The 25786-nt window shown below is 46.6% G+C and carries 24 protein-coding genes and 1 riboswitch; of the genes, 7 read left to right on the top strand and 17 right to left on the bottom strand.

Annotation, left to right across the window (positions count from 1 at the left end; all coding sequences use genetic code 11):
* Window positions 1-12: 12 nt before the first annotated feature.
* Window positions 13-3069 carry a DNA polymerase III subunit alpha gene (dnaE, locus tag EEX84_RS00380; protein WP_240033899.1) on the bottom strand — a complete coding sequence of 1019 codons (3057 nt, stop codon included), beginning with the start codon at window positions 3067-3069 and terminating at the stop codon, window positions 13-15.
* Between the two features lie 24 nt (window positions 3070-3093).
* Window positions 3094-4032 carry a DHH family phosphoesterase gene (locus tag EEX84_RS00375; protein ID WP_123163596.1) on the bottom strand — a complete coding sequence of 313 codons (939 nt, stop codon included), beginning with the start codon at window positions 4030-4032 and terminating at the stop codon, window positions 3094-3096.
* A gap of 93 nt (window positions 4033-4125) precedes the next feature.
* Between EEX84_RS00375 and EEX84_RS00370 the strand changes: the two genes are divergently transcribed.
* Window positions 4126-4425: a YtpI family protein gene (locus EEX84_RS00370; RefSeq protein WP_123163595.1), complete on the top strand. Its 300-nt coding sequence runs from the start codon at window positions 4126-4128 to the stop codon at window positions 4423-4425.
* A 37-nt stretch (window positions 4426-4462) separates the two neighbouring features.
* Here EEX84_RS00370 and EEX84_RS00365 read toward each other — a convergent pair whose 3' ends face one another.
* Both EEX84_RS00365 and EEX84_RS00360 read right to left on the bottom strand, forming a co-directional pair.
* Window positions 4463-5770 carry a DRTGG domain-containing protein gene (locus tag EEX84_RS00365; protein WP_123164018.1) on the bottom strand — a complete coding sequence of 436 codons (1308 nt, stop codon included), beginning with the start codon at window positions 5768-5770 and terminating at the stop codon, window positions 4463-4465.
* Between the two features lie 211 nt (window positions 5771-5981).
* Window positions 5982-6662: a metal-dependent hydrolase gene (locus EEX84_RS00360; protein ID WP_123163594.1), complete on the bottom strand. Its 681-nt coding sequence runs from the start codon at window positions 6660-6662 to the stop codon at window positions 5982-5984.
* Window positions 6663-6749: 87 nt separating this feature from the next.
* On the opposite strand from EEX84_RS00360, the gene EEX84_RS00355 reads away from it, so the two are divergent.
* Window positions 6750-7841, top strand: a complete 1092-nt coding sequence (locus EEX84_RS00355; RefSeq protein ID WP_123163593.1) for a M24 family metallopeptidase — start codon at window positions 6750-6752, stop codon at window positions 7839-7841.
* Between the two features lie 40 nt (window positions 7842-7881).
* Here the strand turns inward: EEX84_RS00355 and ald are convergent, their stop codons facing one another.
* Window positions 7882-8994: an alanine dehydrogenase gene (ald, locus tag EEX84_RS00350; RefSeq protein ID WP_123163592.1), complete on the bottom strand. Its 1113-nt coding sequence runs from the start codon at window positions 8992-8994 to the stop codon at window positions 7882-7884.
* 284 nt (window positions 8995-9278) lie between these two features.
* Between ald and EEX84_RS00345 the strand changes: the two genes are divergently transcribed.
* The 4 genes from EEX84_RS00345 (at window position 9279) to queE (ending at window position 11732) form a co-directional block, all read left to right on the top strand.
* Window positions 9279-9779, top strand: coding sequence for a universal stress protein (locus EEX84_RS00345; protein ID WP_123163591.1), 501 nt, complete (start codon window positions 9279-9281; stop codon window positions 9777-9779).
* A gap of 110 nt (window positions 9780-9889) precedes the next feature.
* A riboswitch (PreQ1 riboswitch) is annotated at window positions 9890-9933 on the top strand.
* Window positions 9934-9940: 7 nt separating this feature from the next.
* The gene (queC, locus tag EEX84_RS00340) at window positions 9941-10606 is read left to right on the top strand and encodes a 7-cyano-7-deazaguanine synthase QueC (RefSeq protein WP_123163590.1); all 666 of its coding nucleotides are present in this window, start codon (window positions 9941-9943) and stop codon (window positions 10604-10606) included.
* Window positions 10603-11028: a 6-carboxytetrahydropterin synthase QueD gene (queD, locus tag EEX84_RS00335; RefSeq protein ID WP_123163589.1), complete on the top strand. Its 426-nt coding sequence runs from the start codon at window positions 10603-10605 to the stop codon at window positions 11026-11028. Before queC ends, queD begins: the two co-directional genes overlap by 4 nt.
* Complete coding sequence (queE, locus tag EEX84_RS00330; RefSeq protein WP_123163588.1) at window positions 11025-11732, top strand: 7-carboxy-7-deazaguanine synthase QueE; 708 nt, start codon at window positions 11025-11027, stop codon at window positions 11730-11732. The genes queD and queE overlap by 4 nt, the downstream gene beginning before the upstream one ends.
* An 80-nt stretch (window positions 11733-11812) precedes the next feature.
* Here queE and EEX84_RS00325 read toward each other — a convergent pair whose 3' ends face one another.
* Genes EEX84_RS00325 through EEX84_RS00315 form a run of 3 tightly spaced genes read right to left on the bottom strand, consistent with a single transcriptional unit; the run spans window position 11813 to window position 14616 of the window.
* Entirely contained in the window at window positions 11813-12268 is a 456-nt protein-coding gene (locus tag EEX84_RS00325) for a GtrA family protein (RefSeq protein ID WP_123163587.1), read from the bottom strand.
* A gap of 38 nt (window positions 12269-12306) precedes the next feature.
* The gene (locus EEX84_RS00320; protein WP_123163586.1) at window positions 12307-13452 is read right to left on the bottom strand and encodes a glycosyltransferase family 4 protein; all 1146 of its coding nucleotides are present in this window, start codon (window positions 13450-13452) and stop codon (window positions 12307-12309) included.
* Window positions 13453-13467: 15 nt separating this feature from the next.
* Complete coding sequence (locus EEX84_RS00315) at window positions 13468-14616, bottom strand: NAD-dependent epimerase/dehydratase family protein (RefSeq protein WP_123163585.1); 1149 nt, start codon at window positions 14614-14616, stop codon at window positions 13468-13470.
* Between the two features lie 203 nt (window positions 14617-14819).
* Here EEX84_RS00315 and EEX84_RS00310 point away from each other — a divergent pair, with 203 nt between their 5' ends.
* Window positions 14820-17570 (top strand): YfhO family protein, encoded by a 2751-nt coding sequence (locus tag EEX84_RS00310; RefSeq protein WP_123163584.1) that lies wholly within the window; start codon window positions 14820-14822, stop codon window positions 17568-17570.
* Between the two features lie 103 nt (window positions 17571-17673).
* Here EEX84_RS00310 and EEX84_RS00305 read toward each other — a convergent pair whose 3' ends face one another.
* From EEX84_RS00305 to rarD, 9 genes are all read right to left on the bottom strand, one after another.
* Window positions 17674-19191, bottom strand: a complete 1518-nt coding sequence (locus EEX84_RS00305; protein WP_240033886.1) for an AMP-binding protein — start codon at window positions 19189-19191, stop codon at window positions 17674-17676.
* On the bottom strand, window positions 19178-20038 hold the full coding sequence (locus EEX84_RS00300; RefSeq protein ID WP_123164016.1) for an SDR family NAD(P)-dependent oxidoreductase: 861 nt from the start codon (window positions 20036-20038) through the stop codon (window positions 19178-19180). The genes EEX84_RS00305 and EEX84_RS00300 overlap by 14 nt, the downstream gene beginning before the upstream one ends.
* A 147-nt stretch (window positions 20039-20185) precedes the next feature.
* Window positions 20186-21178 (bottom strand): S-layer homology domain-containing protein, encoded by a 993-nt coding sequence (locus EEX84_RS00295; RefSeq protein ID WP_123163583.1) that lies wholly within the window; start codon window positions 21176-21178, stop codon window positions 20186-20188.
* Between the two features lie 171 nt (window positions 21179-21349).
* The gene (locus tag EEX84_RS00290) at window positions 21350-21535 is read right to left on the bottom strand and encodes a hypothetical protein (RefSeq protein WP_123163582.1); all 186 of its coding nucleotides are present in this window, start codon (window positions 21533-21535) and stop codon (window positions 21350-21352) included.
* Between the two features lie 73 nt (window positions 21536-21608).
* Complete coding sequence (locus EEX84_RS00285) at window positions 21609-22532, bottom strand: class I SAM-dependent methyltransferase (protein WP_123163581.1); 924 nt, start codon at window positions 22530-22532, stop codon at window positions 21609-21611.
* A 53-nt stretch (window positions 22533-22585) separates the two neighbouring features.
* A complete protein-coding gene (tpx, locus tag EEX84_RS00280; RefSeq protein ID WP_123163580.1) occupies window positions 22586-23092 on the bottom strand; it encodes a thiol peroxidase in 507 nt (168 codons plus the stop codon).
* 35 nt (window positions 23093-23127) lie between these two features.
* A complete protein-coding gene (locus tag EEX84_RS00275) occupies window positions 23128-23706 on the bottom strand; it encodes an RDD family protein (RefSeq protein WP_123163579.1) in 579 nt (192 codons plus the stop codon).
* A gap of 12 nt (window positions 23707-23718) precedes the next feature.
* Window positions 23719-24735 (bottom strand): signal peptide peptidase SppA, encoded by a 1017-nt coding sequence (gene sppA / locus EEX84_RS00270; RefSeq protein WP_123163578.1) that lies wholly within the window; start codon window positions 24733-24735, stop codon window positions 23719-23721.
* Between the two features lie 73 nt (window positions 24736-24808).
* Window positions 24809-25726, bottom strand: a complete 918-nt coding sequence (gene rarD / locus EEX84_RS00265; RefSeq protein ID WP_123163577.1) for an EamA family transporter RarD — start codon at window positions 25724-25726, stop codon at window positions 24809-24811.
* Window positions 25727-25786: the final 60 nt, after the last annotated feature.

The following is a 25786-nucleotide window of genomic DNA, read 5'->3' as shown; positions in this document are numbered from 1 at the left end:
GAAGAAAAGCAGTCATGTCTGGATGGACTTGCATATAACAGCGGTTTTGTTGTTCCGTTTTTCCACTGTTCCGTTGATTTCCAGGATCGTATGAGGTTCAAGCAACACGTTGTATTTTGCATACTCCTGAGGAAACAGGGTGATTGAGGCAGGACCGGTATCGTCCTGTAAATTGACGAAAGCCATGGCGTCCCCTTTTTTGGTCCGGATCCGCTTCACCTCTTCCACCATTCCGAGTATCGTCACCATTTCCCTGTCCCGTTTGTTTTTTAATGCATTTAAATCGACAAAGTTCTTGTTCCTGTTTTCTTTTTCGCGTTCGACGGGATGCGTCGTCAAATAAAATCCGAGCACTTCTTTTTCAAAATCCAGTTTCAGGTTTTCCGGAATGGGTGAAGCCTTTGCATATTTCGGCTTCATGAATGAAGAAGAAAGATCATCGAACAGCCCCGGCTCTTCGGTGGGTTTCACCAGTTCCGCATGCTTTACAGCACTGTCCAATGAAGCGAGAAGGACAGCACGATCCATTCCAAAATCATCCAGTGCTCCCGCTTTGATCAGTGGTTCAAACGCTTTCCTTGTAAAATGGATGGCTGATATTCTTTCGCCGATGGTGAAAAGATTATCGAATGGACCTTCTTTTCTGGCCGCTAAGACAGCTTTGACGACACTTCCCGGCACTCCTTTGACGGCACTCAGTCCGATTCTGACTTTGCCGTCTTCTACCGCATAGCTGTTTTGGCTCGCTTGAATGGACGGAGGCAGGATTCCAATTTTTTTATCGCGCATTTCCTGAAACAATTGGGCAGTCTTTTCTGCATTTCCCGCATGATTCGATAGCAAGGCTGCGTAAAAATAGACTCCGTAATGCGTTTTCACATAACTCAATTGATAGGAAATCATGCTGTAGGCCACCGCATGGCTTTTTGGGAACCCATAATCGGCGAAACGGACGATCAAATCATAGACTTCACTTGCTTCTGCTTCTGAAAAGCCTTTGGCCAGCGCCCCCCGCAGAAAACGTGACCGTTCCTCGTCCAGAATTTCCCGTTTCTTTTTGCTGACAGCCCTTCTCAGCAAATCCGCCTGCCCCAGTGAAAAGCCGGCCATCTGAGCGGCAATTTGCATAATCTGCTCCTGATAGACGATGACTCCGTAGGTTTCTTCCAAGATCGGTTCCAGCACAGGGTGAATATATTGCACAGCTTCTTTTTTATGCTTGCGCCTTGCATACAGCGGGATGAATTCCATCGGTCCCGGGCGAAACAGTGCGTTGACTGCTACGATATCTCCAAAGGCTGTCGGATGAATCTGTTTCAAAGCCTGTCTCATGCCTTCCGATTCCAATTGGAAGACACCTGTTGTATCTCCTGAAGCCAAAAGTGAAAATGTTTCTTTGTCATCCAACGGCAATTTTTGATAATTGATCCAGCGTTTTTGGTCTTTGTAAAAAAGCCAGCGAATCTGCTCCAAAATCGTCAAATTGCGCAATCCCAAGAAATCCATCTTCAACAAACCGACCGCTTCCAGGTCCTGCATCGGCCACTGCGTAATGTAAATTCCCTCGCTGCCTTTTTCAATCGGAACATAATCCACGAGCGGGGTCGGGCTTAAGATGACCCCTGCTGCATGAGTCGAGGCGTGACGGGGCAGCCCTTCCAGCTTTAAAGCGGTCTTGAACCATGTTTTCCGTTCTTCCGCTTTCATAATCCAGTCATTCAATGCGTTCGATTCTTTCAAAGCGGCTTTTAATGTGATTCCCGGGCGGGAAGGAATCATTTTTGAGATGGCGTCCAGTTCTTCTGCTTCAAAGCCAAAAACGCGCGCTGTGTCGCGAGCGACCGCTTTGGCCGATAAAGTGCCAAACGTGATGATTTGCGCCGTACGGACGGCTCCATATTTGTTGGCCACATATTCAACCACTTCATGTCTTCTGTAATCTGCAAAATCAATATCGATATCCGGCAGTGTCACTCGTTCCGGGTTCAGAAACCGCTCGAAAAGCAAGCCGTTTTCAATCGGATCCACATCGGTGATCCGCAGCGAATACGCCACCAGTGAACTGGCGGATGAGCCTCTTCCAGGCCCCGTCATGATTCCTTTTTCCTGTGCGAATTTCATGAAATCCGCCACAATCAGAAAATAATCGATATAACCCATTTTTTGAATGACAGCCAATTCGTATTGAAGGCGCTCGGTGTATGCATCCGTAAAGTCCGGTTTCCGTTCGGCCAATCCCTTCTTGCAGAGGTCTGCAATGTAAGATGGGCGGTCGACATCCTCCGGCAAGGGAAAGACCGGGAGTAATTGGCGGTTCATCGGAATATGTACCTGACAATTTTTAAGCATCATTTCTGTTGCCGCCAGCCATTCTGGATGATCCCGGAACCAGGATCGGAACTCCTCAGCTGGAGGGACGTAAGCTTTCGTCGAAGCCGGCCGCTCTCTTTGGGGATCGTTCAATTTAAGCCCCTGTGAAATCGCGGCCGCCACTTCAAAAGCAAAGGCATCCTGTTCTGTGAGATAACGGCTTTCCTGAGTGGCCAGAATGTTCAATTGCAGTTGTTCGCAAGCAGAGACAAACGCTTCTTCCAATTCGGAAACTTCACCACCCGGCCTTTCGATGCTTCCATAACAATCGTCTCCAAAAATCCTCTTCAAGTATTCCATGCCGTCTGTCTGATCAGCAGAAATCCATCCCTCTTTGTTGGGAATCACACAAACTAAACCTTCGCTATACGCTTTCAGCCACTGCTCCGGAATTGCTTCTTTGTCTCTTGTCGATAAGGCACTTGAAACCTTCAATAAGTTTCCGTATCCTTTGTTTGTTTTAGCATAAAGAACAACTGGAAAAACCTGCTGCCCATAATCGATATACGTTGAAAAACCGATCACCCCATGGATGCCGGCACGATGGCATGCCTCCCAAAAAGGAAGGACGCCGTAAAGTGTGGTGTTGACGATAGCTGCAGCAGCAGTCCCCTGCTGTTTCAAAAAAGGGAAAAGTTCGCCAAGGCGTATCGTACTTTTCAGCAGATCGGCTGACGTGCTTATATGCGGATAAACCATTGACAAGCCAATTCCTCCTTTCGTTTATGCTGCACAGATTTCCGTTAAACGTTCAATGACCCGCTCCGCTTCTTCCCATGAATAAGCTGTAGCGCCGGAAGCCAGCGGATGGCCTCCGCCTCCGAATTCTTTTGCCAGCCCATTGATGATCGGTCCTTTGGAGCGAAGACGGACACGGATTTCCGTTTCTTCCTCGATGAACATGACCCACGCTTTCAACCCTTTTACATTGCCAAGCGAACTGACAAGCAATGAAGTTTCCGACACGGTTACATCAAATTGTGCCAAAATCTCTTTGGTGATTTTCACATACGCCGCGCCGCTTTCATCCATCTTAAAGTTCTGATAGATGTAACCCTGCAGATGCAGCAATTTCCGTTCCATTTCGTACATGCCGTTATGAAGCGCATTCCGGTCAAATTCATACTTGATCAGTTCACCGGCGACTTCGAACGTTTTCTGAGTCGTGCTCGGATACAGGAAACGGCCGGTATCTCCCACAATGCCTGCATATAAAAGACGTGCTGCAGAATCGGGCAGTTCCCATCCTTCCGCTTTTTGTCCATATGTAAATAATTCATAGACCAACTCAGATGCAGAGCTGGCGGTAGTGTCCACCCATACGATATCTCCGTAAACATCATCGTTCGGGTGGTGGTCGATTTTGATTAATTTATCCCCCGTCCTGTAACGCTGGTCATCGACGCGCTCTGTGTTGGCCGTATCCGTCACGATGACAAGAGCTCCTGTGTATTTGCTGTCTTCCACTTGATCGGGGAAATCGAGAAAATCCAGTGTGAAGTCATGTTCTCCCGCTGCCAGCACCTGTTTTTCCGGGAAGTTATGCTGCAGCAGATATTTTAATCCAAGCTGTGAACCATAGGCATCCGGATCGGGCCGTACATGCCGGTGAATGATGATGGTGTCGTATTGCTTAATTGTGTCGATGATTTGACTGTTCATGTTTATAATCCTCCATTGAATAAGGAAATCCATTCGCATTTTCGCTCTTTTCTCAGTACAATAGAAGTGAGTTTTGGAATACAGGAGGTCCCTATGCTTATATTCGTATTTTTTATCATTGTATCATTTGTTTTCTATTTTTATTATAAAACAAAGCAATTCCGCGCGACTTTGCCAATCCGGAAAAAATGGTATGCTTCCGTCGCTTCTGTTGCACTCGGCAGTTTTGTGATGTTTTTCGGCATCAATCAGCTTTTCCTTTTTCAAAGCACACTGACTTACGTCATCAGCGGCATCTTCATTGTTCTCGGCCTTGGATTGATTGTTTACAATTACAAAGCGGCTAAACATTATCATTCGTTTGTCGATGAAGAGACGCGTCTGAACCAATAAAAAAATCTCTCCTTGCGGGGAGATTTTTTTGGTTTTTCTATCGATCCAGCAATTGGAAAGTCAATAAAGCTTTTCCGACAATTCCTTTGTCGTCTAAAACTTCGACGTCGACTTTTGCGGACTTCCGGCTGATATCCATGATGTTCGGCTTAATATGCACCACTGCATCCAGCTGAACCGGCTTCAGAAAATATACAGCAAGATTTTCCAGTACACTGTCTTTGCGGTTTTTCGTTTTTAACGCCGAGGCTGCAGCTTCTGTCAAGATGGTCGTGTACGCCCCGTAGGAGATGGAGCCGTACGAATTGGTCATTTGCGGCGTGACACGGAATTCCAATGTCAGTTTCTCGGCAGGCTGGAGCTGTATCTGGCTCTTAATGATATCGTCGATTGTCTCTCCATGCTGCGGTTGGCGCTGTGCCGTCTGGATCGCTTTCAGCACATCCTGCCTGCTGATCACTCCCTGTAACTTGCCCTGGTTATCGGCCACAGGAAGTAAGTCGATGCCTTCCCAGATCATGCGATGGCCAGCTGCCGCGACTGACGTCTGCATGGATACAGTGATGGGATCTTTGGTCATCACTTTTTCAATCAATTCCGTCGGACGATGACCGATAACGTCACGGGAAGTGATGATGCCTACCAGCTTCTCCGTCTCATCGACCACCGGAAAACCGCCATGTGTGGTTTCCGAATTGAGTTCATGGTAATGCTTGATGGAATCTTTCGTATGCAATAAATGCGTTTGCTCCAGAGGAATTAAAATGTCCTCGATCAGCAAAATCTCTTTTTTGATTAATTGGTCATAAATGGCTCGGTGTATCATGGTAGCGACGGAAAAAGTGTCATAGCTGGTGGAAATTACCGGCAACTCGTACTCATCCGCCAGTTTCTTCACCGTGTCGGAAGCGTCAAAACCGCCGGTAACCAGCACTGCAGCTCCTGCCTGCAAAGCATATTCATGTGCTTTGTAGCGGTTCCCGACAATCAGCAGATTGCCCGCTTCGGTGTAGCGCATCATATCTTCCAGCTGCATTGCCCCAATGACGAATTTGGTCAAAGATTTGTGCAAGCCGGCACGGCCGCCCAGCACTTGTCCCTCCACGATATTCACGATTTCCGCATATGTCAGCCTTTCAATATTCTCTTTCTTTTTCCGTTCGATCCGTATCGTCCCCACACGTTCAATCGTGGACACGAGGCGTTTCGTTTCAGCTTCTTTGATGGCACGGTACGCGGTGCCTTCACTGACTTGCAGCTCTTTTGCAATACGTCTCACTGAAATTTTTTCCCCAACTGCCAAGGTCTCGATATAATCCAATATTTGTTCATGCTTTGTAGCCATATGTTCACCCATTCTTTCTGCTTTCCTGTTACTTTCAGTGTACCATATTTTTGGCCGTCAAACGGCTGTCTCTCCCTCCTGCTGCTTGCTTATTCAATGGTTTACAAAATTTTATCGACACCGCTTATAGTGCAACGATTGAATCCTCAATCAAGTTTTATTATCCATTATAAAACATGGAAAAACCGGAGAGTCACCTCTCCGGTTTCGTTTACAGTTCGATGGAACCGCCTGCTTCCAAAATATTCACTTCTGCATTTTTAACAAGGTCCTTAAAAGCAGATGGATCTTGCTTGATCGGCGGGAAGGTATTGTAATGGACGGGAACCACCGTCTTCGGCTGAAGCAATTCCACCGCATATGCGGCATCTTCAGGTCCCATCGTGAAGAAATCCCCAATCGGCACAAAAGCCAGGTCAATGCTGTTGCGCTTGCCGATCAGTTCCATGTCTCCGAACAATTCAGTATCGCCCGCATGGTAAATGGTTTTCCCTTCAGCTTTGAACAAAATCCCGGCAGGCATCCCGCCGTAAATGACTTGTCCGTCCTCTGTCGTAAAAGAAGAGCTGTGGAAAGCCTTCGTGTACTTGACTGTTCCAAAGTCAAATTCCTTCGATCCGCCAAGGTTCATGCCCACTGCATTGACGCCCTGGCTCCCCAGGTAATTCGCCAGTTCCACAGTAGCCACCACCTGCGCGTCATTATTTTTCGCGAGTTCAATCGTATCTCCTACATGATCATTATGAGCGTGTGTCAGTAAAATAACATCCGGTTTTTCTTCCGCCGCTTTCAGATCGGTCAATTCATTTCCTGTAATGAACGGATCGATCAAAATCGTGTGGTTGCCGGTTTGAATTTTTACTACAGAATGCCCGTGATAAGAAATTTGCATGAAATCCCTCCTGTATTTGATGACAATCATTTCAAGCAGTATTATACCCTTATTTTTGGTAATATACACATAGAAGGGGGAATACATATGAAGAAAATTGAACAACTGCAAGCGTATTTGGATGACCAGTCCATCGATGCGGCGTTCATCACGAATCCGGACAATGTGTTTTATGTCAGCGGCTTCAAAAGCAATCCGCATGAACGGCTTCTGGGCGTCATGATTTTCAGGGAAGCGGAACCATTTGTGATTTGTCCACAAATGGAGATCCCCGATGCAAAGGCGGCTGGCTGGCAAGGCGATATCATAGGTCATGTAGACACTGAAAATGCCATGGACGTGCTTTATCGCAACGCGCAAACACGCGGAGTGGCAATCAAAAAAATCGCCATCGAAAAATCGCACATGACAGTTGACCGTTATGAAGCACTTTCTTCCCTTTTTGGATCGCCCTCATTTGTGCAGCTCGATGACCAGCTCAATGACATGCGTGTGATCAAGGACGAGGCGGAATTGGAGATCTTAAGAGAAGCGGCTGCTTTGGCGGATTATGCCATTGAAGTGGCTGCCGGCACCATCAAAGAAGGCATCACCGAAATCGAAGTGATGACAGAAGTGGAACTGGCCTTGAAAAAACGCGGTGTCACCCATATGTCTTTTGACACCACTGTGCTGACGGGTTCGAATGCGGCTTCTCCTCACGGCAAAACAGGAGACCGTAAATTGCAGCAGGGCGATTTGGTGCTGTTTGACCTGGGAGTTGTCCACAAAGGCTATTGCTCTGATATTACGCGGACGCTCGCATTGGGTGAACCGGACGAAGAACAAAAAGCGGTGTATGATGTTGTGCTGCAGGCAGAACTTGCAGCGCTTAATGCAGTAAAGCCCGGCGTTACAGCTGCTGAACTGGATCAGACAGCACGTGAAGTCATCGAAAAAGCGGGATACGGTGATTATTTCACCCACCGCCTTGGCCACGGGTTGGGTGTCTCCGTCCACGAGTTCCCTTCTATTCATGGCTCGAACGACATGAAAATGGAACCGGGAATGGTTTTCACTCTTGAGCCCGGTATCTATGTACCCGGAAAAGTCGGAGTGCGCATCGAAGATGATGTAGCGTTGACAGAAAACGGCGTCGAAGTATTGACCAAATTCCCGAAAGAACTGCAGATTATATAAGAACCAAAAGGTGGCTCCCATGTCGGAGCCACCTTTTCGCTTACAGCAATTCATCAGCTGATTTGTATTCCAGCCCCTGGTCTTCGGCGACCGCTTTGTAAGTAACATAGCCATCCATCGTGTTGAGGCCTTTTTTCAGGGCTTCATTGTCAAGGCAGGCTTGACGGAATCCTTTGTTGGCGATTTGTACTGCATAGGGAACCGTTACGTTGGTCAAGCCGATCGTTGAAGTGCGCGGGACTGCTCCCGGCATATTGGCCACTGCGTAATGGACAACATCGTGCTTAATGTATGTCGGCTGATCATGTGTTGTGATACGGTCGCTGGTTTCAAAAATCCCGCCTTGATCAATCGCAATATCAACCACCACGGAACCCGGTTTCATCGACTTGATCATGTCTTCAGTCACCAGTTTCGGCGCTTTCGCCCCCGGAATCAACACGGCCCCGATCACCAAATCCGATTCCTTCACCGCCTCCCCGATATTGAGTGGGTTGGATATTAAGGTTTGGACATCCTGGCCGAACAAATCGTCGAGCTGGCGCAGCCGCTCAGGATTCAAATCGAGGATGGTGACATTCGCTCCCATGCCTACTGCAACTTTGGCAGCGTTCGTACCCGCTACTCCCCCTCCGATGACAGTTACTTTACCACGCGACACACCCGGGATGCCACCCAGCAGAATGCCACCGCCCCCATGGATTCTTTCGAGAAATTGAGCGCCGATCTGAGTAGCCATCTTCCCCGCCACCTCGCTCATCGGCGTCAGCAGCGGCAGTGAACCGTTCATGAGCTGCACTGTTTCATAAGCAATCGCTGTCACTTTGGCATCAATCAGCGCCTTTGTAAGCTCCGGTTCCGGAGCCAGATGAAGATAGGTGAACAAAATCAACCCTTCACGAAAATACTCATACTCTTCACGCACCGGTTCTTTTACCTTCATCACCATGTCCTGTGCCCAGGCTTCTTCCGCGGTTCCAACGATCTGTGCTCCCGCTGCCCGATAATCTTCATCAGTGAAAACGGAACCCACCCCAGCTCCGGATTCGATAAAAACTTCATGTCCATACAGTGTCAAATTGACCACACCTGCTGGGGTCATCGCTACACGGTTTTCATTGTTCTTCACTTCAGTCGGCACTCCAATACGCATGATAAAACCCTCCCACTAAAAAATTATCTGCCTCATATATAGAATTTTTCTGTTTCAAGCACTTTTATTCTAACAGATGAAAGCGCTTTCTCCCACTACTTCAATCCCCATCCTCATCCAAAGCTTTTTGCCCTGCTGCTGATGCCTGTCATGGTCTATCCTGCCTCCTGCTGATTCAATGCACCTCCATAATTCAGCCATATTTCATGTATTTTTTGAAAACATATAGAAGGAACAACCGGGAGCTATATCGAAGTACATAAATAGAAAAGGAGGAGTTATACATGACATTAAAGTATACACAGATTTTAGTGGCGGTTGACGGTTCAAAAGAAGCAGAATGGGCTTTCAAAAAATCCGTTGGTATTGCCAAACGAAACAATGCAACATTAAATCTGGTGAATATCATTGATACACGTTCTTTTGCAGCGATCGAAGCATATGACCGTTCCATTGCTGACCGCGCCCAGAAATTCGCGGAAGACCTGCTTGAAGACTACAAAAAGGAAGCGATGGCCGGAGGCGTCGAAAAAGTGAACATCGTCGTCGATTACGGTTCACCTAAAACGATGATTTCGCGTGAGCTGGCCAATCGCGTCGAAGCCGATCTGATTATTTGCGGGGCTACAGGGTTAAACGCGGTTGAACGCTTCCTGATCGGAAGTGTCTCTGAACATATTGTGCGCTCGGCCAAATGTGATGTATTGGTAGTGCGGACTGAAGACGCACAGGATGATGCACCTCCTCAGTATTATTCAGAAGAAAGATCCGGAAGAGCGGAATAACAAATATTTTCAAAAGCCTTTCTCAGATTCAAAAGAGAAGGCTTTTTTCTATATTTTTTGTTGTCGTGAGAATGGGTTTTCTCTTTATGCTATTATTAACAGTGTTCGAAAAAAAAGAGGTTCGCAAACTCCCTCTCTAAAAAACTAAGGAGCTGTTCCATTTGAAAAACGAAAAAGCGGTTGTCGTGTTCAGCGGCGGCCAAGACAGTACGACTTGCCTGTTCTGGGCATTGGAAAATTTCGGAGAGGTCCGAGCGGTGACTTTCGATTACGGACAACGCCATTCAAAAGAAATTGAATGCGCACGAAAAATCGCCGTTGAACTAAATGTTCCATTCAAAGTGCTTGACATGACCTTGATCAATCAGCTATCCGCCAACGCATTGACCCGAGATCATATCGAAGTTAAAACGGAGGAAGGTGGATTGCCATCCACTTTCGTTCCCGGCAGAAATTTGCTTTTTCTGTCATTTGCAGCGGTTTATGCAGATGCATTCGGTGCAAGACATTTGATCACCGGCGTCAGCGAAACGGATTTCAGTGGTTATCCTGATTGCCGTGACACCTTCATCAAATCTTTGAATGTCAGTTTAAACCTGGCAATGGACAAGCAGTTCGCCATCCATACGCCATTGATGTGGCGGGACAAAGCGCAGGTTTGGGAGCTGTCCGATGAACTTGGAGCACTCGACTTTGTCCAGGAAAAAACTTTGACATGCTATAACGGCATCCCGAGCACAGGTTGCGGTGAATGCCCTGCCTGCACTTTGCGGAACGAAGGACTGGCAAAGTATCTTACCGGTAAATCGGCTGGTGCTGCAAAATGATGCAGCAATTCTATCCGCAGGTCCCACACACATTCCGATTCGAACTCAATAAAGACATGCACTTTTCTGCAGCGCATTTTATTCCGAGCAAAGACGCCGGGAAATGTCAGCAAATGCATGGCCATACGTATTTCGTCAATGTTACGATTGCTGGAAACGGACTTGATCCGACCGGCTTTCTCATCGACTTTAAAGAGATAAAAAACTTGGTCCATAAAAAATATGACCACACAGTTTTGAATGATCATCCCGAGTTTAAAGACATGTTTCCGACTACTGAGTTACTGGCACAACAAATTTGGCAATCCGTCCAGGAACTTCTCAATAACCGAACCAATCACCCTTCCTGTCTGCAAATCATCGTCCGGGAGACACCAACAAGCTATGTCGTTTTCCGCCCGACTGAGGAGGATTTTCGATGAAAATTCCAGTGATGGAAGTGTTCGGACCGACCATTCAAGGCGAAGGCATGGTGATGGGGCAGAAAACGATGTTTGTCCGTACGGCGGGCTGTGATTATTCCTGCTCCTGGTGCGATTCCAAATTCACGTGGGATGGCACAGGAAAAAGCAAAGCAATGAAGCCCGCGGAAATTATCGAAGAACTAGAGCGGATCGGCGGTCACGCTTTTTCCCATGTGACCATTTCCGGCGGCAACCCGGCTCTCCACAAAGGCATCGGCGAACTGGTCGAGTTATGCCATGAACAGGAATGGAAAGTCGGGATTGAAACACAAGCTTCTATTTGGCAGGATTGGTTAACCGAAATTGATGATATCACCCTTTCTCCGAAACCACCGAGCTCGGGAATGAAAACCGATTTCGAAAAGCTTGATTTGTTCATCAGAAATTTGACAGGCCGTAACGCTAGTTTGAAAGTTGTTATTTTTGATGAAAATGATTTTGCTTATGCAGAAAATCTTCATCTTCGTTATCCAGACGTTCCGTTCTTTTTGCAAGTTGGGAACGACGATTCAGCAACGTCTGATAATACCCGTCTCGTATCAAACTTACTGGAATGTTATGAATGGCTGGTAAATTTAACCGTTCAATCTTCCATTATGAACAACGCCAAAGTATTGCCTCAGCTCCATACGCTTGTATGGGGAAACAAACGGGGTGTTTAGCTGGAGAACTTCTTTATCTGCACCGAAAAGCCCGAATTCGCTCTGAATTCGGGCTTTTTCGTTTAGATTTTTTGTCACTTTTATTTCTCCGGATTTTTGCGAGCAGAGCCTTTAAACACCAAATATTTCATCATCAAATAACTGGCCGCAAAAGAACAGAACATCGCCACTCCTTTTGCCAGGTTATGCCGAATCCACACAGGAATGCCGAAAAATTGAAGCAGGCCATTAAAAAGCAGAAAGACCCCATTATTAATGCCTAAGCTGAGAAGCCCCTGCAAAATGAACTTGATCCGTTCTTTGGCGCTTCCTTTGGCCGCTTCACGGAAAGTGAAAATCGAATTCCATACATAGCTGTTGATGATGGCCAATATATAAGCGACCGTATTGAACAGCAGCAAGGTACTTCTGTCATCGGTCGGAAACAGAAACAGCAGCAAGTTCAAAGAACCGATATCAACCGCGGCATTTGCCAGGCCGATGATGCTGAATTGAAGCCGTTGATGAGGAGCCCGTTTTTTCCGACTGTTCTTCATAATACCCCTCTGTTCCTGAACAGGCTCACGATTCCTGTTTATGCTTGTTCAACTGCTTTTGAGGAAGCGGTATTTCTGGCATGGGCAATCTGGGCATACAAATCACGAATTTGTTCCGCTGCAGCTGCCCAGCCAAGTTCCGCCACGTCTTCCGCTGCCTGATGAGCCAGCCGTTTCCTCAATACTTCGTCTTCCAATCTCCGGACAACTTTTTTAAAACTTTCAGGATCTGAAGAATCATACAGCAAGCCGTTTCTGTCTGCCGTAATCTGTTCTTTTGTCGGACCACTTTCCGCTGCGACGATCGGCAAGCCGGAGGCCATCGCTTCCATAATCACCAAACCCAAAGTTTCAGTGGTGGAAGGAAAAACAAATACATCGGACGAAGCAAAAGCGGAAGCCAGTTCCGTTCCGTGGATAAACCCGGTAAAAACCGTATCGGTTCCATCAAAATGATTTTCCAGTGCCTGTCGGTGCGGTCCGTCTCCGACAATCGCCAAACAAAACCGATCCGACTCCTGCAGTACGTCCCGGATTTTTTCGATTTCTTTTTCCGCAGCCAACCGTCCGACATATAACAGAAGCGTTTTGCCTTGCTTTCCACCGGTTAATCGGTGCCGCATGTCTTCACTGTAATGCTTCGGGTTGAAGTGTTCGGTATCCACTCCCCGCTTCCATACATGCATGCGTTCGAATCCTCTTTCCATCAGTTCCTGTTGAACTGTATGAGAAGTGCAAAGGTTAAGATCTGCTTTATTGTGCATTTTTTTCATAAACCACCACATCAGCCAAGTTAACTTGCCGAGTTTATAATACGCCATGTATTGAGGAATATTGGTGTGGTAGGAAGCGATAAAAGGAATCTTCAACTTTTCAGCGTACGTCACGCCCGAGTATCCGACCACTGCCGGGTTTACCACATGAATCACATCAGGAGCGAATTCCTCGATGTATTTTTTAACGATGCGGTTCGGAAAAGCGAACTTCTTGGAACGGTAAAATGGAAAAGCATACGCCGGCACTCCTTTGACGGGAGCGCCGTCGAATTCATAGACCCCAAGATCCGGCGCCACAATCTGCACGTCATGACCATCACGGTGCAACCAACGGATACAGGCAGTCAAACGCGTAACGATACCGTCTGTCGAAGGTAAAAAAGTTTCAGTGATTATCATGATTTTCATCGAAAGCGGCCCTCCTTATTTCCACGTTACGTTTGGAAGGACATTCTCCTTGATGACACGCTCTTTATGGACAAGCGCAGTTTGTAGAATTTGCCGGATCACTTCATCTGTCAACAGATGCGGCTGCAAACCGAGGTCCAATAGATTGGTGTTCACCGCTTCAAAGAAATGTTCTTCTTTTTCGATGCGGGGGTTCTCGAGATGCTTCAATTGAACATCCAACCCTTCTTCTTTTGCGACTTTCTGCACCTTCTCTGCCAATTCCAGCACTGAAAACTCTTCAGTGAATTGGTTGAATACACGGAACTCGCCCCGGTCTGCCGGGTTTTCCGCCGCAATTTCAATGCAGCGAACAGTGTCTTCGATGTTCAGGAAACCGCGTGTCTGGCCTCCTTTTCCATAAACCGTTACATCATGGCCAATGGCCGCCTGGATGATAAAACGATTCAAAGCTGTACCGAAAACGCCGTCATAATCCAGACGGTTTGAAAGAATTGGGTCCATTTCCGTTTCGTTCGTTGAAAGCCCATAAACCACTCCCTGGTTGAGATCGGTGGCACGGATGTCCCAGATTCGGCAAGCGAACATAATGTTATGGCTGTCATGCACTTTTGATAGATGATAATAGGATCCCGGCTGTTTTGGGAATGGCAGACGGTCTTTACGCCCTTTGTGTTCCACTTCCAGATACCCTTCTTCGATCGGTATATTCGGTGTGCCGTACTCCCCCATTGTTCCAAGCTTAATCAAATGGCAGTCCGGCACGATGTCTTTTATGCCATAAAGCACATTCAATGTCCCAACCACATTATTGACTTGTGTAAAGACCGCATGCTCACGGTCAATCATCGAATAAGGTGCAGAACGCTGCTCCGCAAAATGGACAAACGCTTCCGGTTGCTCGATTTCCAAAACATGTTTCAGGAATTCATAATCCTGGAGGTCGCCTATATATGTACGGATTTCTTGCTCTGTAAGTTCTTTCCATTTTGCGATACGATCTTCAAGGCTGGCAATCGGTGTGATTGAATTGGATCCGAGCTCTTCATCAATCTGCCGTCTGGCCAAATTGTCAATGATGGATACATCGTGCCCTTTCTTTGATAAATACAAAGCGGTCGGCCAACCGCAAAATCCGTCGCCGCCTGCAACGATAATTTTCATGTCAGTTACCTCCATATCTAAGTTGTGAAAGGAAATAATAATCCTTACTATTGTACTTTATTCGTCATTTGCCTTCAAATCCCTTTAGCAACCGCCATAAAGTCTGAAAAAGGTGTACAGCAGGCATAGTTCTCTCCTATTTCGGGTAATTTAAGAGAAACTCAGACAATTTCAGAGAATTGAAAATGAAAAGATGGTGACTCATGAAAAAATTTGTCCCAGCTTTCACATTGGCTGTGTTGTTTTTGCTTATCAGTATGATGGCTCATGGCGTTTATCTTCTGGAATGGACGCGAAATGGTTTCATGGTTGGCATAAACGACGGTTTGTCGCAAATGATGCCCTTCAAATCCCTTTTGTATGACCAATATACAGAAGGGGAGTTTTTCTATGCGCCAAATTTTGGACTTGGCCGGGATACTTTCAGCGGCCTTGCTTATTACTTTTCCACTTCCATCGTTTTTCTGCTGACAGTCGGTTTTGTTTTTCTGCTGGAAGTCATCGGCATTGTAAATAATCCGGATATTTTGTTTTGGGCACACGCTGCTGTGTGGATCAGTATCACCCGGCTGGCCGCGGTGCTTGCCATCGCCTATGCCGTTTTCCGCTACATGGACCTGCCCAGGTTATCCGCTTTTCTTGGAGCGGCGGTATATGGTTTATCAGGTATTTACTTTCGCCATGTCGTTTTCTGGGAATTTTTTGCCGATGCCTGTTTATGGTTACCCCTGCTGGTGCTTGGCGTGGAGAAACTTTTCCGGGAACATCGTGCCGGCTGGCTGGTCTTCGCTGTAGCCATCTCCATGTTTGATAACTTCTATTTTGCCTATGTCAATTTCCTGTTGATCAGCATCTACTTTCTGTTCCGGCTTTTTATGCCGCTTACAGTAAATGAAACAAAAAAGTCCAAAGTACTCCTGAAAGCAGCTTGGGCGGCATTCATCGGCGCAGGCATCAGCGCCGTGTCGTTTATCCCGGCAGTCCATGCATTCGTCAATAATCACCGTCCGCCCTACAGGCAGGAAATCGAATGGTTCAACGTGATTGACAACGTCTTATACACGAGCAGTTTCATCGTATTCCCCGCCATCTTTGTTTTACTGGTTTTTACCTGGCCTTTGTACCGAGACCGGAAATTCCGATTTTTTGCCATTCTCACGGCATTCGGCTTGCTCCTTCATTTCAGCCCTCTGGCTGCAAGTGTCTTCAATGGCTTTTCTGCCCCTCAATACCGCTGGGAATATTTTTTGTCTTTTGCAGCGGGTGGCGCCGTCGCTGCCGGATTCAACCGACTGTCTGATCTAAAATTAAAACCGGTGGTATTCGCAGGTGGCGCCTCACTTTTCATCTACGCATTTTATGCACTGACGGATAAGAATCTAGAGGTCGGACTGCCTTTGATTGCGGTCATTTTCATTGTCACTTCGAGTTTGTTTTCGGTCTATGCAGCCGCTTTATCCAAACGGTCAAAAACCGGACAGGCCGTTGTCATCAGTTTTGTCGTCATTGTTTTTCTTCTGACTGCGTTCCGCTTTGCCCAAGATGTCGCCGATCGGAACATCGACGCGCAATTGATTTTATTTCTTGCTGTCATCGGTGTGGCATTGCTCACTTTCCTTTTGGTGACACGGGCTGTAAAGACCCCTTCGACAACTTGGCAAGCCGCTTTCTTCATCATTTTTGGCCTGATTGGTTTTGTCAACGGTTTTCAGTTGGTTGTATTGGTGATGAGCGGAAGCACGCATGAGGTGACAGAGGAATTTATAACGGGGCCGGATTACGACGATCCGGAAATCCGCGGATTGCTGGAACAAATCGAAGAACGTGAGACGGAAGACATCTACCGCGTCGATTGGATGGAAGGCATCCGGAACAATACAGCCCTTGTGCAGGATTTCAGGGGAGTCAACGCCTACGCCAGCATCCTTAATAAACATGTTCTGCATTTTTACCTGTATCATTTGGAAATTGATATGGAACGGGAAAGCGTCAGCCGCTATGCCACACTCGGCAAGCGGGCAAATCTGCACAGTTTGCTTCAGGCAGATTACATTATTTTACTGCATGAAGATGAAAACAAACCATTCGGATTCGTGGAAACCTTGTCATCGGAGCATTACACTGTTTATGAAAACCGTCACCCCTTGCCGTTTGTCCGTGTCGTTTCCGAAACGTTCAGTGAAAAATCTTTGGAAGAAGCACCGGTGCTTCGCCGCGAGCATGCCATGCTGTCAGGTGTCATCCTGCAAGACATACAGAACCCCAGCCCTTTGCCGCCACCTCCAACAGAACTTCCGTTCACCATTCGTGGAGTGGATGCCCATTACGACAATGGGTTTTTGGAAGTGACCGGTGAAACCGGCGGAGTGGATTTGGAACTGTTGGAAAAAGCAGATCCCGGAAGTGATTTATATGTATCGTTTCATCTGACTAATCATGCACCGAGTGATGGTTTCCCTTTATCCGTCAATTCCTACAGCACCACTCGGAAGCCGAATGACTCCGTTTACAAAACATTTGTTGACGATCTCACCATCCGCGTGCCGGCAGATGATACGGTCCGCATCCGCATGGATGAAGGCCGGTACGAGTTGACCGACATCGCGGTGTACGAAGAACCTTATGAAGTACTGCGGGAAAAAGCAGCGAGTGAAGCAGCCGTCTCTTTGGCCGAGTGGGACGGCAGCCACATTAGGGCAGAAGTGACGAATGAAACTGGTGGACACTTTTTCGTCTTGCCTGTCCCGTATGAAAAGGGCTGGCAGGCAAAGGTGAATGGCGAAAATGCTGAAGTTATGCAGGCAAATTATTCATTTTTGGCTGTCCCGGCCGCAGAAGGATTCAACCGGATAGAGCTTACTTTCCGCCCTCCTTATTTCCGGCTGTCGCTTATGATCACTTTTCTGTCATTGGCACTGGCTGTCGTTTATGTGAGATTCCAGAAAAGAACCTGAAGTTTAAAAGGAATATCTATTTACTCGATAATATTCCACAAACCAGCCGCGCTTCCCGAAGGAAGCGCGGCTGGTTTGCTCCAATGCTGCTTGAAATTTCTTTTTACACCAATTGCTTTTTGTCCGGTTTGCCTAACGGCGTATAGGGCAACAAATCAAGAATCACGATTTCTTTCGGTACGTGGGAACGGGTGGCATTGGCTTTCAGCCAGCTGATCAATGACGTTTCGTTTAGCACCCCTTTGTTTTTTGGTTGGACAAAAGCTTTCAGGCGCTGGCCAAATTGTTCATCAGAAACACCTACTACCGCCGCATCCTTCACTTCCGGATGACGAAGAAGCAAGCGTTCCAGTTCAATCGGATAAACTTTCTCCCCTCCTGAAACAACCAGGTCATCCGTTCTGCCACAGTAGAAATAATAGCCTTTGTGGTCCCGGTACCCCAAATCCCCTGTCTTTATCCAGGCATGATCAGCGTTGCTCATTGACCATTTGTTTTTTATGCAAAACTGGCCGATCTTCCCTTCCCCGATTTCTTCGCCTGAAGCATTCAGTAATTTCAACTCCAGTCCATCTATCACTTGTCCCAAAGTTTTTGCAGAATACCGTAAATCTTCAGGAGTTGCAATGATGTTTAAACCGGTTTCGGAAGTTCCATATAAGTTGTAGAGCACAGGCCCCAGTTCCCGGAACACTTTATCGACCAAACGGGAATCCAATTCTGCTCCACCGGAAGCGATGCACCGTAGACACTTCAATTCTTCTGCACCCGCATCCAGCATTCTCCGTACCATCAACGGCACAACCGTAACAGCTTCCACTTGGTGAACAGCCACCAATCGGCATGCTTTTGTTGCTTCAAAATGCCGGCTGATGACAACTTTTTTTCCTAACGCCACAGAGGACAATAAAATCGCTATTCCATAACCGTGATAAATAGGTGTGGCGACATAAATTGAGCTGCAAGACAGCAGCTTGAGCCTTGTGAGCAAGGCAACAAACGGGCTCAAGTAATTAGATAAAGACGGTTTATGCGCCACTTTCTTCGATTCACCTGTGGTACCGCCGGTCAAAAGCATGATACTGCCACTTGAAGACCTCGGAAGTTTCCTCCTGATTCTGGTTTGTTCTGTCAGCAGATTGACCTGGCCACTGACCATCCGATGTCCGGCATAGGAAAATTGTTCCACTACCGGAGCCATCTCTTCATCGTATACCAGAAAATCAAAGTTATGGCACTCCATCAAACGATTGAATTGGGTTTTGCTCATACCGGTATTGAGCAAGTACACATCCAGTCCAAGACGCGATACAGCAAAGACGGCTTTGATGAATGAAGCATCGTTGTTACACAAAAATCCGGCTTTCTGTCCCTCTTTTAAGCGATAATGGATTTTAAGCGCATGAGCCAATTTTTCTGATTGATCCGCTAATCCCTTATAACCCAGCGTTTCTTTGTCATCAACCAACGCCGTGCGATCGCCGTACGCTTTGCCTGCAAAATCCAGTAACATCATGATATTGATACCATTCTTGTATAGGGAAGCGGCTAAATAACGCAGATTCAGCAAAGACAATAAATTGATTTTGTCTAATACTTTCAGGAATTCAATGATTTTCATCCGATTTCCCCTTTTCCCGCAAAGCAATTGGCACGAGAAGCTCGAATAACCACCTGAAACAAACAGAAGCCAGTTCCAAAAAAAACAGCCACCATGGTTTGCAGTATTTCTTTTTTGTGTACATCGACCGGCAAATGATGCGGGCTGCATGCTCAACAGCCATCGCCGGAGCATGTTCATACGCTATGGTCGGTACAATCATCGGCGTTTTGACCAATGGCAAATAAATCGATGTAGTGGCAATCCCAATGGCGTTCAGTTCGGGAGCCGCTGAGCGAAACCATGTGTCAAAAGCCGTTTTGGATGCCTGGTAGGCAGCCCAGTGCGGAATCGGGATCAGCAGCGCATTGATGGTGGATACATTGATGATTTGGCCTTTGTTTTTTTCCAGAGCTGGAATAGCGGATAACAGCAACTGGACCGGCGCTCCGTAATTGATGTCCATCGTCCGTGTAAAATCATGATAGCGGGACAATGATTCCCGGATCGGGCGATTAATCGATTTTCCGGCGTTGCTGACCACGACATCCAAACCATTGGGCAATTGCTCCAAAAATGCCAGAATGGTTTTCAGTTCTGTTTGATTTCGCATATCTGCCCGGCAAACGCTGACTTTGGCACTTTTCATTTCGATGTTCTTTTTCATTGCCAGGAGGCGGTCTTCTCTTCTCGCGACCAGCACCAAATGAACATCGATACTTGCCAGCATATACGCCAACTGCTTGCCTATCCCCGAACTCGCTCCGGTAATCAGCACCGTCTTCCCCCGCAGCTCTTCTCCCAGCCGCTTATTGTCCAGAGAAACAGACGGAAACAATATCTTTTCTGCCAGACTGTATGTATGCATGGCTACAAATCCTTTGCTTCTGATTTTTATTTCCTGTGTCTTGTTATATTCAAGAACAGAAGAAAGATTTCCTGCACTATTTTCATGTCTGCCACCCAAAAAAACTGCCATTCCCTTTAACAAGGAAATGGCAGTTGGTCTCGTTTATTATTCTACAGTCTCTTCCGTAGCCGGAAGTTCTTCTGGAAGATCGCCGATTTGGTCGCTTACGGCCGGTGAATCAATAATCGCCGTTTCCTCAATAAAGTTGAACGGCAGGCTAATACCGTTTACAAAATCTTCTATATAGAGAATTCCTGCTTTGCCGCTCAAGTCAAAATTTCTGTGTTCAACCGTCAATGTTAAACGATCCGTTGAAAGTTTGTAGACAGTCGGAATAAAATCGGCGACTGTGCCATCTTCAAATTCAGCTGTATAGTAAAAAAATTCTCCGATATCATGTGCAGAAAAGTCTTCCGGTACCGCTTCGGAAAGCAGAAGGTCAACCGAAGTCGAAGAACGGAGCTCAGCACTTTCTACAGTGACATCGTACACATTTTCAAACATGAAAAGGAACGATTTATATAAAAGGTTGGCAAATTCGCCTCTTGTAATATTGGCGTAAGTTCCATAAGATGTCGCTGTTTTACCGCTCGTGATTTCTGTACCATAAAGCGCTTCGATATAAGGAGCAAACACACCGCCTACATCAGTAAAAGGCGTCTCCATTTCATACCCTTCCAATTCGAATCCAAGTACCAATAGTTTTGCCATGGCTCCCCGGCTTAGCGGTTCATTTGGCTTAAACTGTGTCTCCGTCACACCCGAAACGACGCCCCACTCAGCCAAGCCGTTGACAGCGCCTCTCACACGGTCATTCAAGTCTGTAAAACCGGCATCCGGTGCCCCATCTACATCCACTCCGATGGCGTTTGCCAAAATGACTGCTGCATCTCCGCGTGTCAATTGTTGATGTGTGCCAAATTGGGTAGGTGATTTTCCTTTGATGATCTCCAATTCATACAAGAAGCTGACCGCTTCATCATATGTCGAACCTACGTCCGTAAAAGAATGCACCGATTCTGCACTCACTGGCGCTGTTACACTGGCCACCGCAATTGCAGCCACTGATGCGGCCATGAAAAACTTGTTCGTTGTCAACTTGCTATCCCCTGTCGTATAACTGTTATTTTTTGTATTGCATAATAAATATATACCAGAAATACGGAAAAGCAATAAGTTGAAAAAAATATTTTTGTGCTGCTGTTGTGAATGAAGCTCACCAAAAAAAGCTTCTCAATTTCTTGAGAAGCTTTTCATGGATGCAGCTGCTTATACGCCCATTTTCCGGCGTGTATTGCTTACTTTTTTTGTCTGCTGGCTTTTCATCTTTTTTGTTTCATTAGAATTCTTGCCACCGCTTTGTTTGTTGGAAGACTGGTTTTTCTTCGCTTCCAATTGGCGTTTAACCGCTTCTTGCAGACTGATCTTTTTCGTTGCGTCTTTGGACTCTGCCATGTTCGTTCCTCTTTTCCATTAAGTAGGCCTGTGAAAGGCTGTATTGGCCATTATTATAACATGATGGGACTTTTTATTGCTTGTTTTCCTTAAACCACTCATTGACCTGGGAAAAGAATTTCGCCATTGTGTTGGGGTTCGACATATTCGGTACGCGTGCCAGCAGTACTTCGTTCGGCGCTTTGAGTCCTTCCTTTTTCTTCTGCAGTACCAATATGCCTTTTGCGTGAGCCGAATTTTTAAACAATGTTTCCGGCAACTCCATCACCGCCTGGATATGGGCATGCTTTTTCAGAAAGCTGTGCAACTGACTGGCTTGAGGCGACTCGAATAATAATTTCGGTACAACAAAAAACAGATAGCCGCCTTCTGTAGTATGCTTTAACGATTGTTCGATAAAAAGATGATGGGCATAGGACATGCCTTCTTCTGCTTTCAACTCATAGGATGCCGCAGTTTCTTCATTCGGATAATACCCAACCGGCAAATCCGATACGACCGCATCCACCGGATCGATCATAAGTGGCTGGAGAGCGTCCTGTAAATAGAACGTCACCGGCTGCTCCACCAGGTTTCCCGTATTGGCGGCTAGCCGAATAAGCAGATCGTCCAGTTCCACTCCCGCTCCGGTCATCCGGCCGTCCAGATAATTCATCACCGTAAGCAGCAGATTTCCTGTACCGACTGCCGGATCAAGAATCACCGCCTGTTTATCTTTCACAAACAACTCCACCAGATAACCCATGAGCAGACCAAGTGCATCCGGAGTCATTTGGTGATGCGGTTGAATATGTTCTTTCATGCCTTTCAGCACAGCCAATTGAATGGCTTTTCGGATGTCTTCCTTACTTGCTTGCTGTTCCGGCTTGATATGGCCATCCAGCCAGTTTTCTGTTGTCGCCAGCAAGCTTTCCAGATACGGCAGCTCCTGTTCTTTTTGTATGGCTGTGGCGTGGTTGTCAATAAACGTAAATATCTTTTCCATCGTTGAATCCATCTGTTCTCAGTCCTCAATAAGGAAACCCACTCGATATGAGTGGGTTTCTTGTATTAGTTTGTTACTTCTTTCATCGCTTCTAGTGCTTTGTCGTAGTTCGGATGATCAGTTCCTTCTGGCACATATTCAACGTATCTGACTTTGTCGTTTTCATCAATGATAAAAACTGAACGGGCAAGTAAACGAAGTTCCTGCATAGTCACTCCGTATGCTTCTCCAAAAGACAAATCACGGTGATCAGACAATGTGGTGATCGTATTTACATTATTGACCTCCGTCCAACGTTTTTGGGCGAAAGGCAAATCACAGGATATCGCCAGGACTTCGACGTTATCACCTAAAGACTCCGCTTCCTTGCTGAATCGCTGGGTCTGGTCCGAGCATACCCCTGTGTCCAGCGACGGAACCACACTGATGAGTCTGATTTTACCGGCTGTGTCATTCAACGTAACGGGACTTAAATCGTTCGCCAGTACTGTAAAGTCTGGTGCTTGGTCTCCTACTTTCACTTCGTGCCCTGGCAGTGTTACAGGGTTTTGTTTGAATGTAACTTGTACCAATAAGAACGCCTCCCTTTCATGATACTTTCATCTTACTAAAACGCTGCATTCTCTTGCAACCCGGAGCCATCGCTTTTTGTTTTTTTCAACATTCTTCGCTTCCGATATGATTCTTCATGGACCACAGTTGTATCCGCGATAAAATCATGGATCCCCTGCTTCAATGGCGTAAATCCGACAATCGCGTACAACGGCCAAATCGTCACTGACAGGAAGCGGCCAATCCATTCGCGGAACAATAATGTGCCCCATGGCAATCGGTCCTGTTTCAACGATACGACTCGGATTCCCATAATCATTTTTCCGACCGTTTGCGCAAAAAACTTTGTCATCAAGACGAAATATCCATAAAACAGAACAGCCGACAAAATGGTATAAGGCGCATACCAATTGCTGTCGCTTGTTTCCACGCCAAATGCTGCAAACACCGGCTTGAGGAGAATCGAAGTAATTCCCCAAATTACAGCCAAATCGATCAGATAAGCCCAAAACCGCACCCAGAATCCAGCCGGCTTGCGTTCATAAAACAACGTCTCTTCATAGCTTGGTGAGTCGGGGCGATGTTCCCCGGCTGTCACAGCTTCCGGTGTTTTGTTATCCACATGATCCGTCATAATCGCCCCTCCTTATTCCTCACCGTATAAGTACATCAGCCGTGGTGAATTGTAATTCGACAGCAATTCCGCCACCAGTTTGGTCTCCATGTCATTGCCCAGGAACGAGTTCACTTTCATAGACAACAAAGATCCAAGACCGGTACCTGGTGCACCATACTCAAACACTTGTGCATTCGCCAAATCGTAATCTTCCCGAAGCTGCGAAATCGCATCTTCTTCCAGACCGAATTCATCAGCCAAATCGGCTTCAACCGCCTGTCGTCCGTTCAGGATCCGGCCGTCCGCAACAGCTCTCACCTCTTCTTCCGACAGATCGCGGCCTTCCATCACTACATCGACAAATGCATTATAGGATTGATCCACGATTTCCTGCATCAATGCGCGTTCTTCCTCCGTCATATCCCGGTTGGCGCTCATGATGTCTTTATAAGGTCCCGACTTGATCGTTTCAAAATCGATGCCAATGCGTTCTGCCAACTCAGAGTAGTTCACTCCTTGCATGATCACTCCGATGGAACCGGTCAATGTTTCAGGACTGACAAAGATTTTTTCAGCCGGGGCCGATATGTAATATCCGCCTGAAGCCGCCATGGAACCCATTGAGACATATACCGGTTTTCCTGCTTCTTCCTGGATTTCTACAATTTCATCGTGGATCTGTGATGATTCGAGCGTTCCGCCACCAGGTGTGTCGACATTCAGCACCACCGCTTTTACTGTGTCATCTTCCCGCACTTGTTCCAGTTGCTTCATAAAGAAATCATGATTATAACCGGTACTCCCCAATAACGATGAAGCATCTCCGGTATCCTGGATTGTGCCTTCCACTTCCAGGACAGCAATCCGGGAATTGCCGCTTCCTTCTTCAATGACATTTTCCGAAATATCGGATTCCTCCAAAGCCATGTACTCATCAATGCCAGAGCCTAGATTGCTTTGAAAAAGCGTATAGGCTGAATTGAACAACACGGAAATGACCAGCACGACTGCAGCAGCCGCTATGGCAATCCATCTTTTCGCATTCATCTGTATTCCCTCCTTAGTTTCTTCTATAAACTCTACGGTCTATGCTGAAAAAAGTTCCGTTAAATCAAAATCTTTATACGGAGCCAGCTTTTTTCGCTCGCCTGATGTCTCTTGCCTCCACGACTTTTGACAATGTAAACAAGATCAAAGCGCTCCAGATGAATGAAAACGAGATCAGGTCAATCATATCAAACGGCTCTCCATACAGTACGACCCCGATAACCAGCATAAGACTTGGTGCAATGTACTGCAAAAAGCCGATCATATAAAGGGGAATCAAAGGTGCGCCCAACGCAAACAACAATAACGGCACCGCTGTCACAAGGCCACTGATCACCAATAAGATGTCTGTGGTTATGCCGATTTGCAAAAAAGCGACCCGGTCGATTGAAAAGAGATAAATGTAATAAGCGACAGCAAAAGGCAAAACAAATAACGTTTCAACCGCCAGTCCCCCGAGTGCGTTCAATTTGATCGTTTTCTTAATATAACCATAAACCGTAAAACTGAACGCCATCCCCAGTGCCAGCCAAGGCAGCGATCCATAGGAAATGGTCAGGACAGCTACACCTATCGCCGCCAGGCCAAATGATACTTTTACCGCTGGCACCAGCTTCTCTTTCAGCACAATCGCTCCGACCAGCATGGACATAAGCGGATTAATGTAATATCCCAGACTCGTTTCCACAATGCGATCGTTCGTCACGGCGTAAATATACAAAAACCAATTTGTCGAAATGAATAATGAAGCCAGCATCAATGTGAAGAATTTCTTTTTAGATGCCCATAAATCTTTGATGTCCGCCAGAAGCTGTTTGTGTCCCCCGACCAAAAAAATGAAGGCTATTGTCAACCAGAAAGCCCAAAAAACGCGTGCAGCCAATATCTCATCAGATCCTACATGATCCACCTGTTTCCAATAAATCGGCAAAACACCCCAGATCATATAAGTGAATACCGCAAAAATAACTCCTTTTTTCTCATCTGCCATACTGATCTCGCACCACTCTCTATAAATTTTGCCACTCGAAATAACAGGTCAATTATATGC

Origin of the sequence: Planococcus salinus, from assembly GCF_003719725.1 — a bacterium.
Taxonomy (GTDB): domain Bacteria; phylum Bacillota; class Bacilli; order Bacillales_A; family Planococcaceae; genus Planococcus; species Planococcus salinus.
The sequence above is the reverse complement of the archived record's forward strand: the minus strand, read 5'-3'. Positions and strand labels throughout refer to the sequence as shown.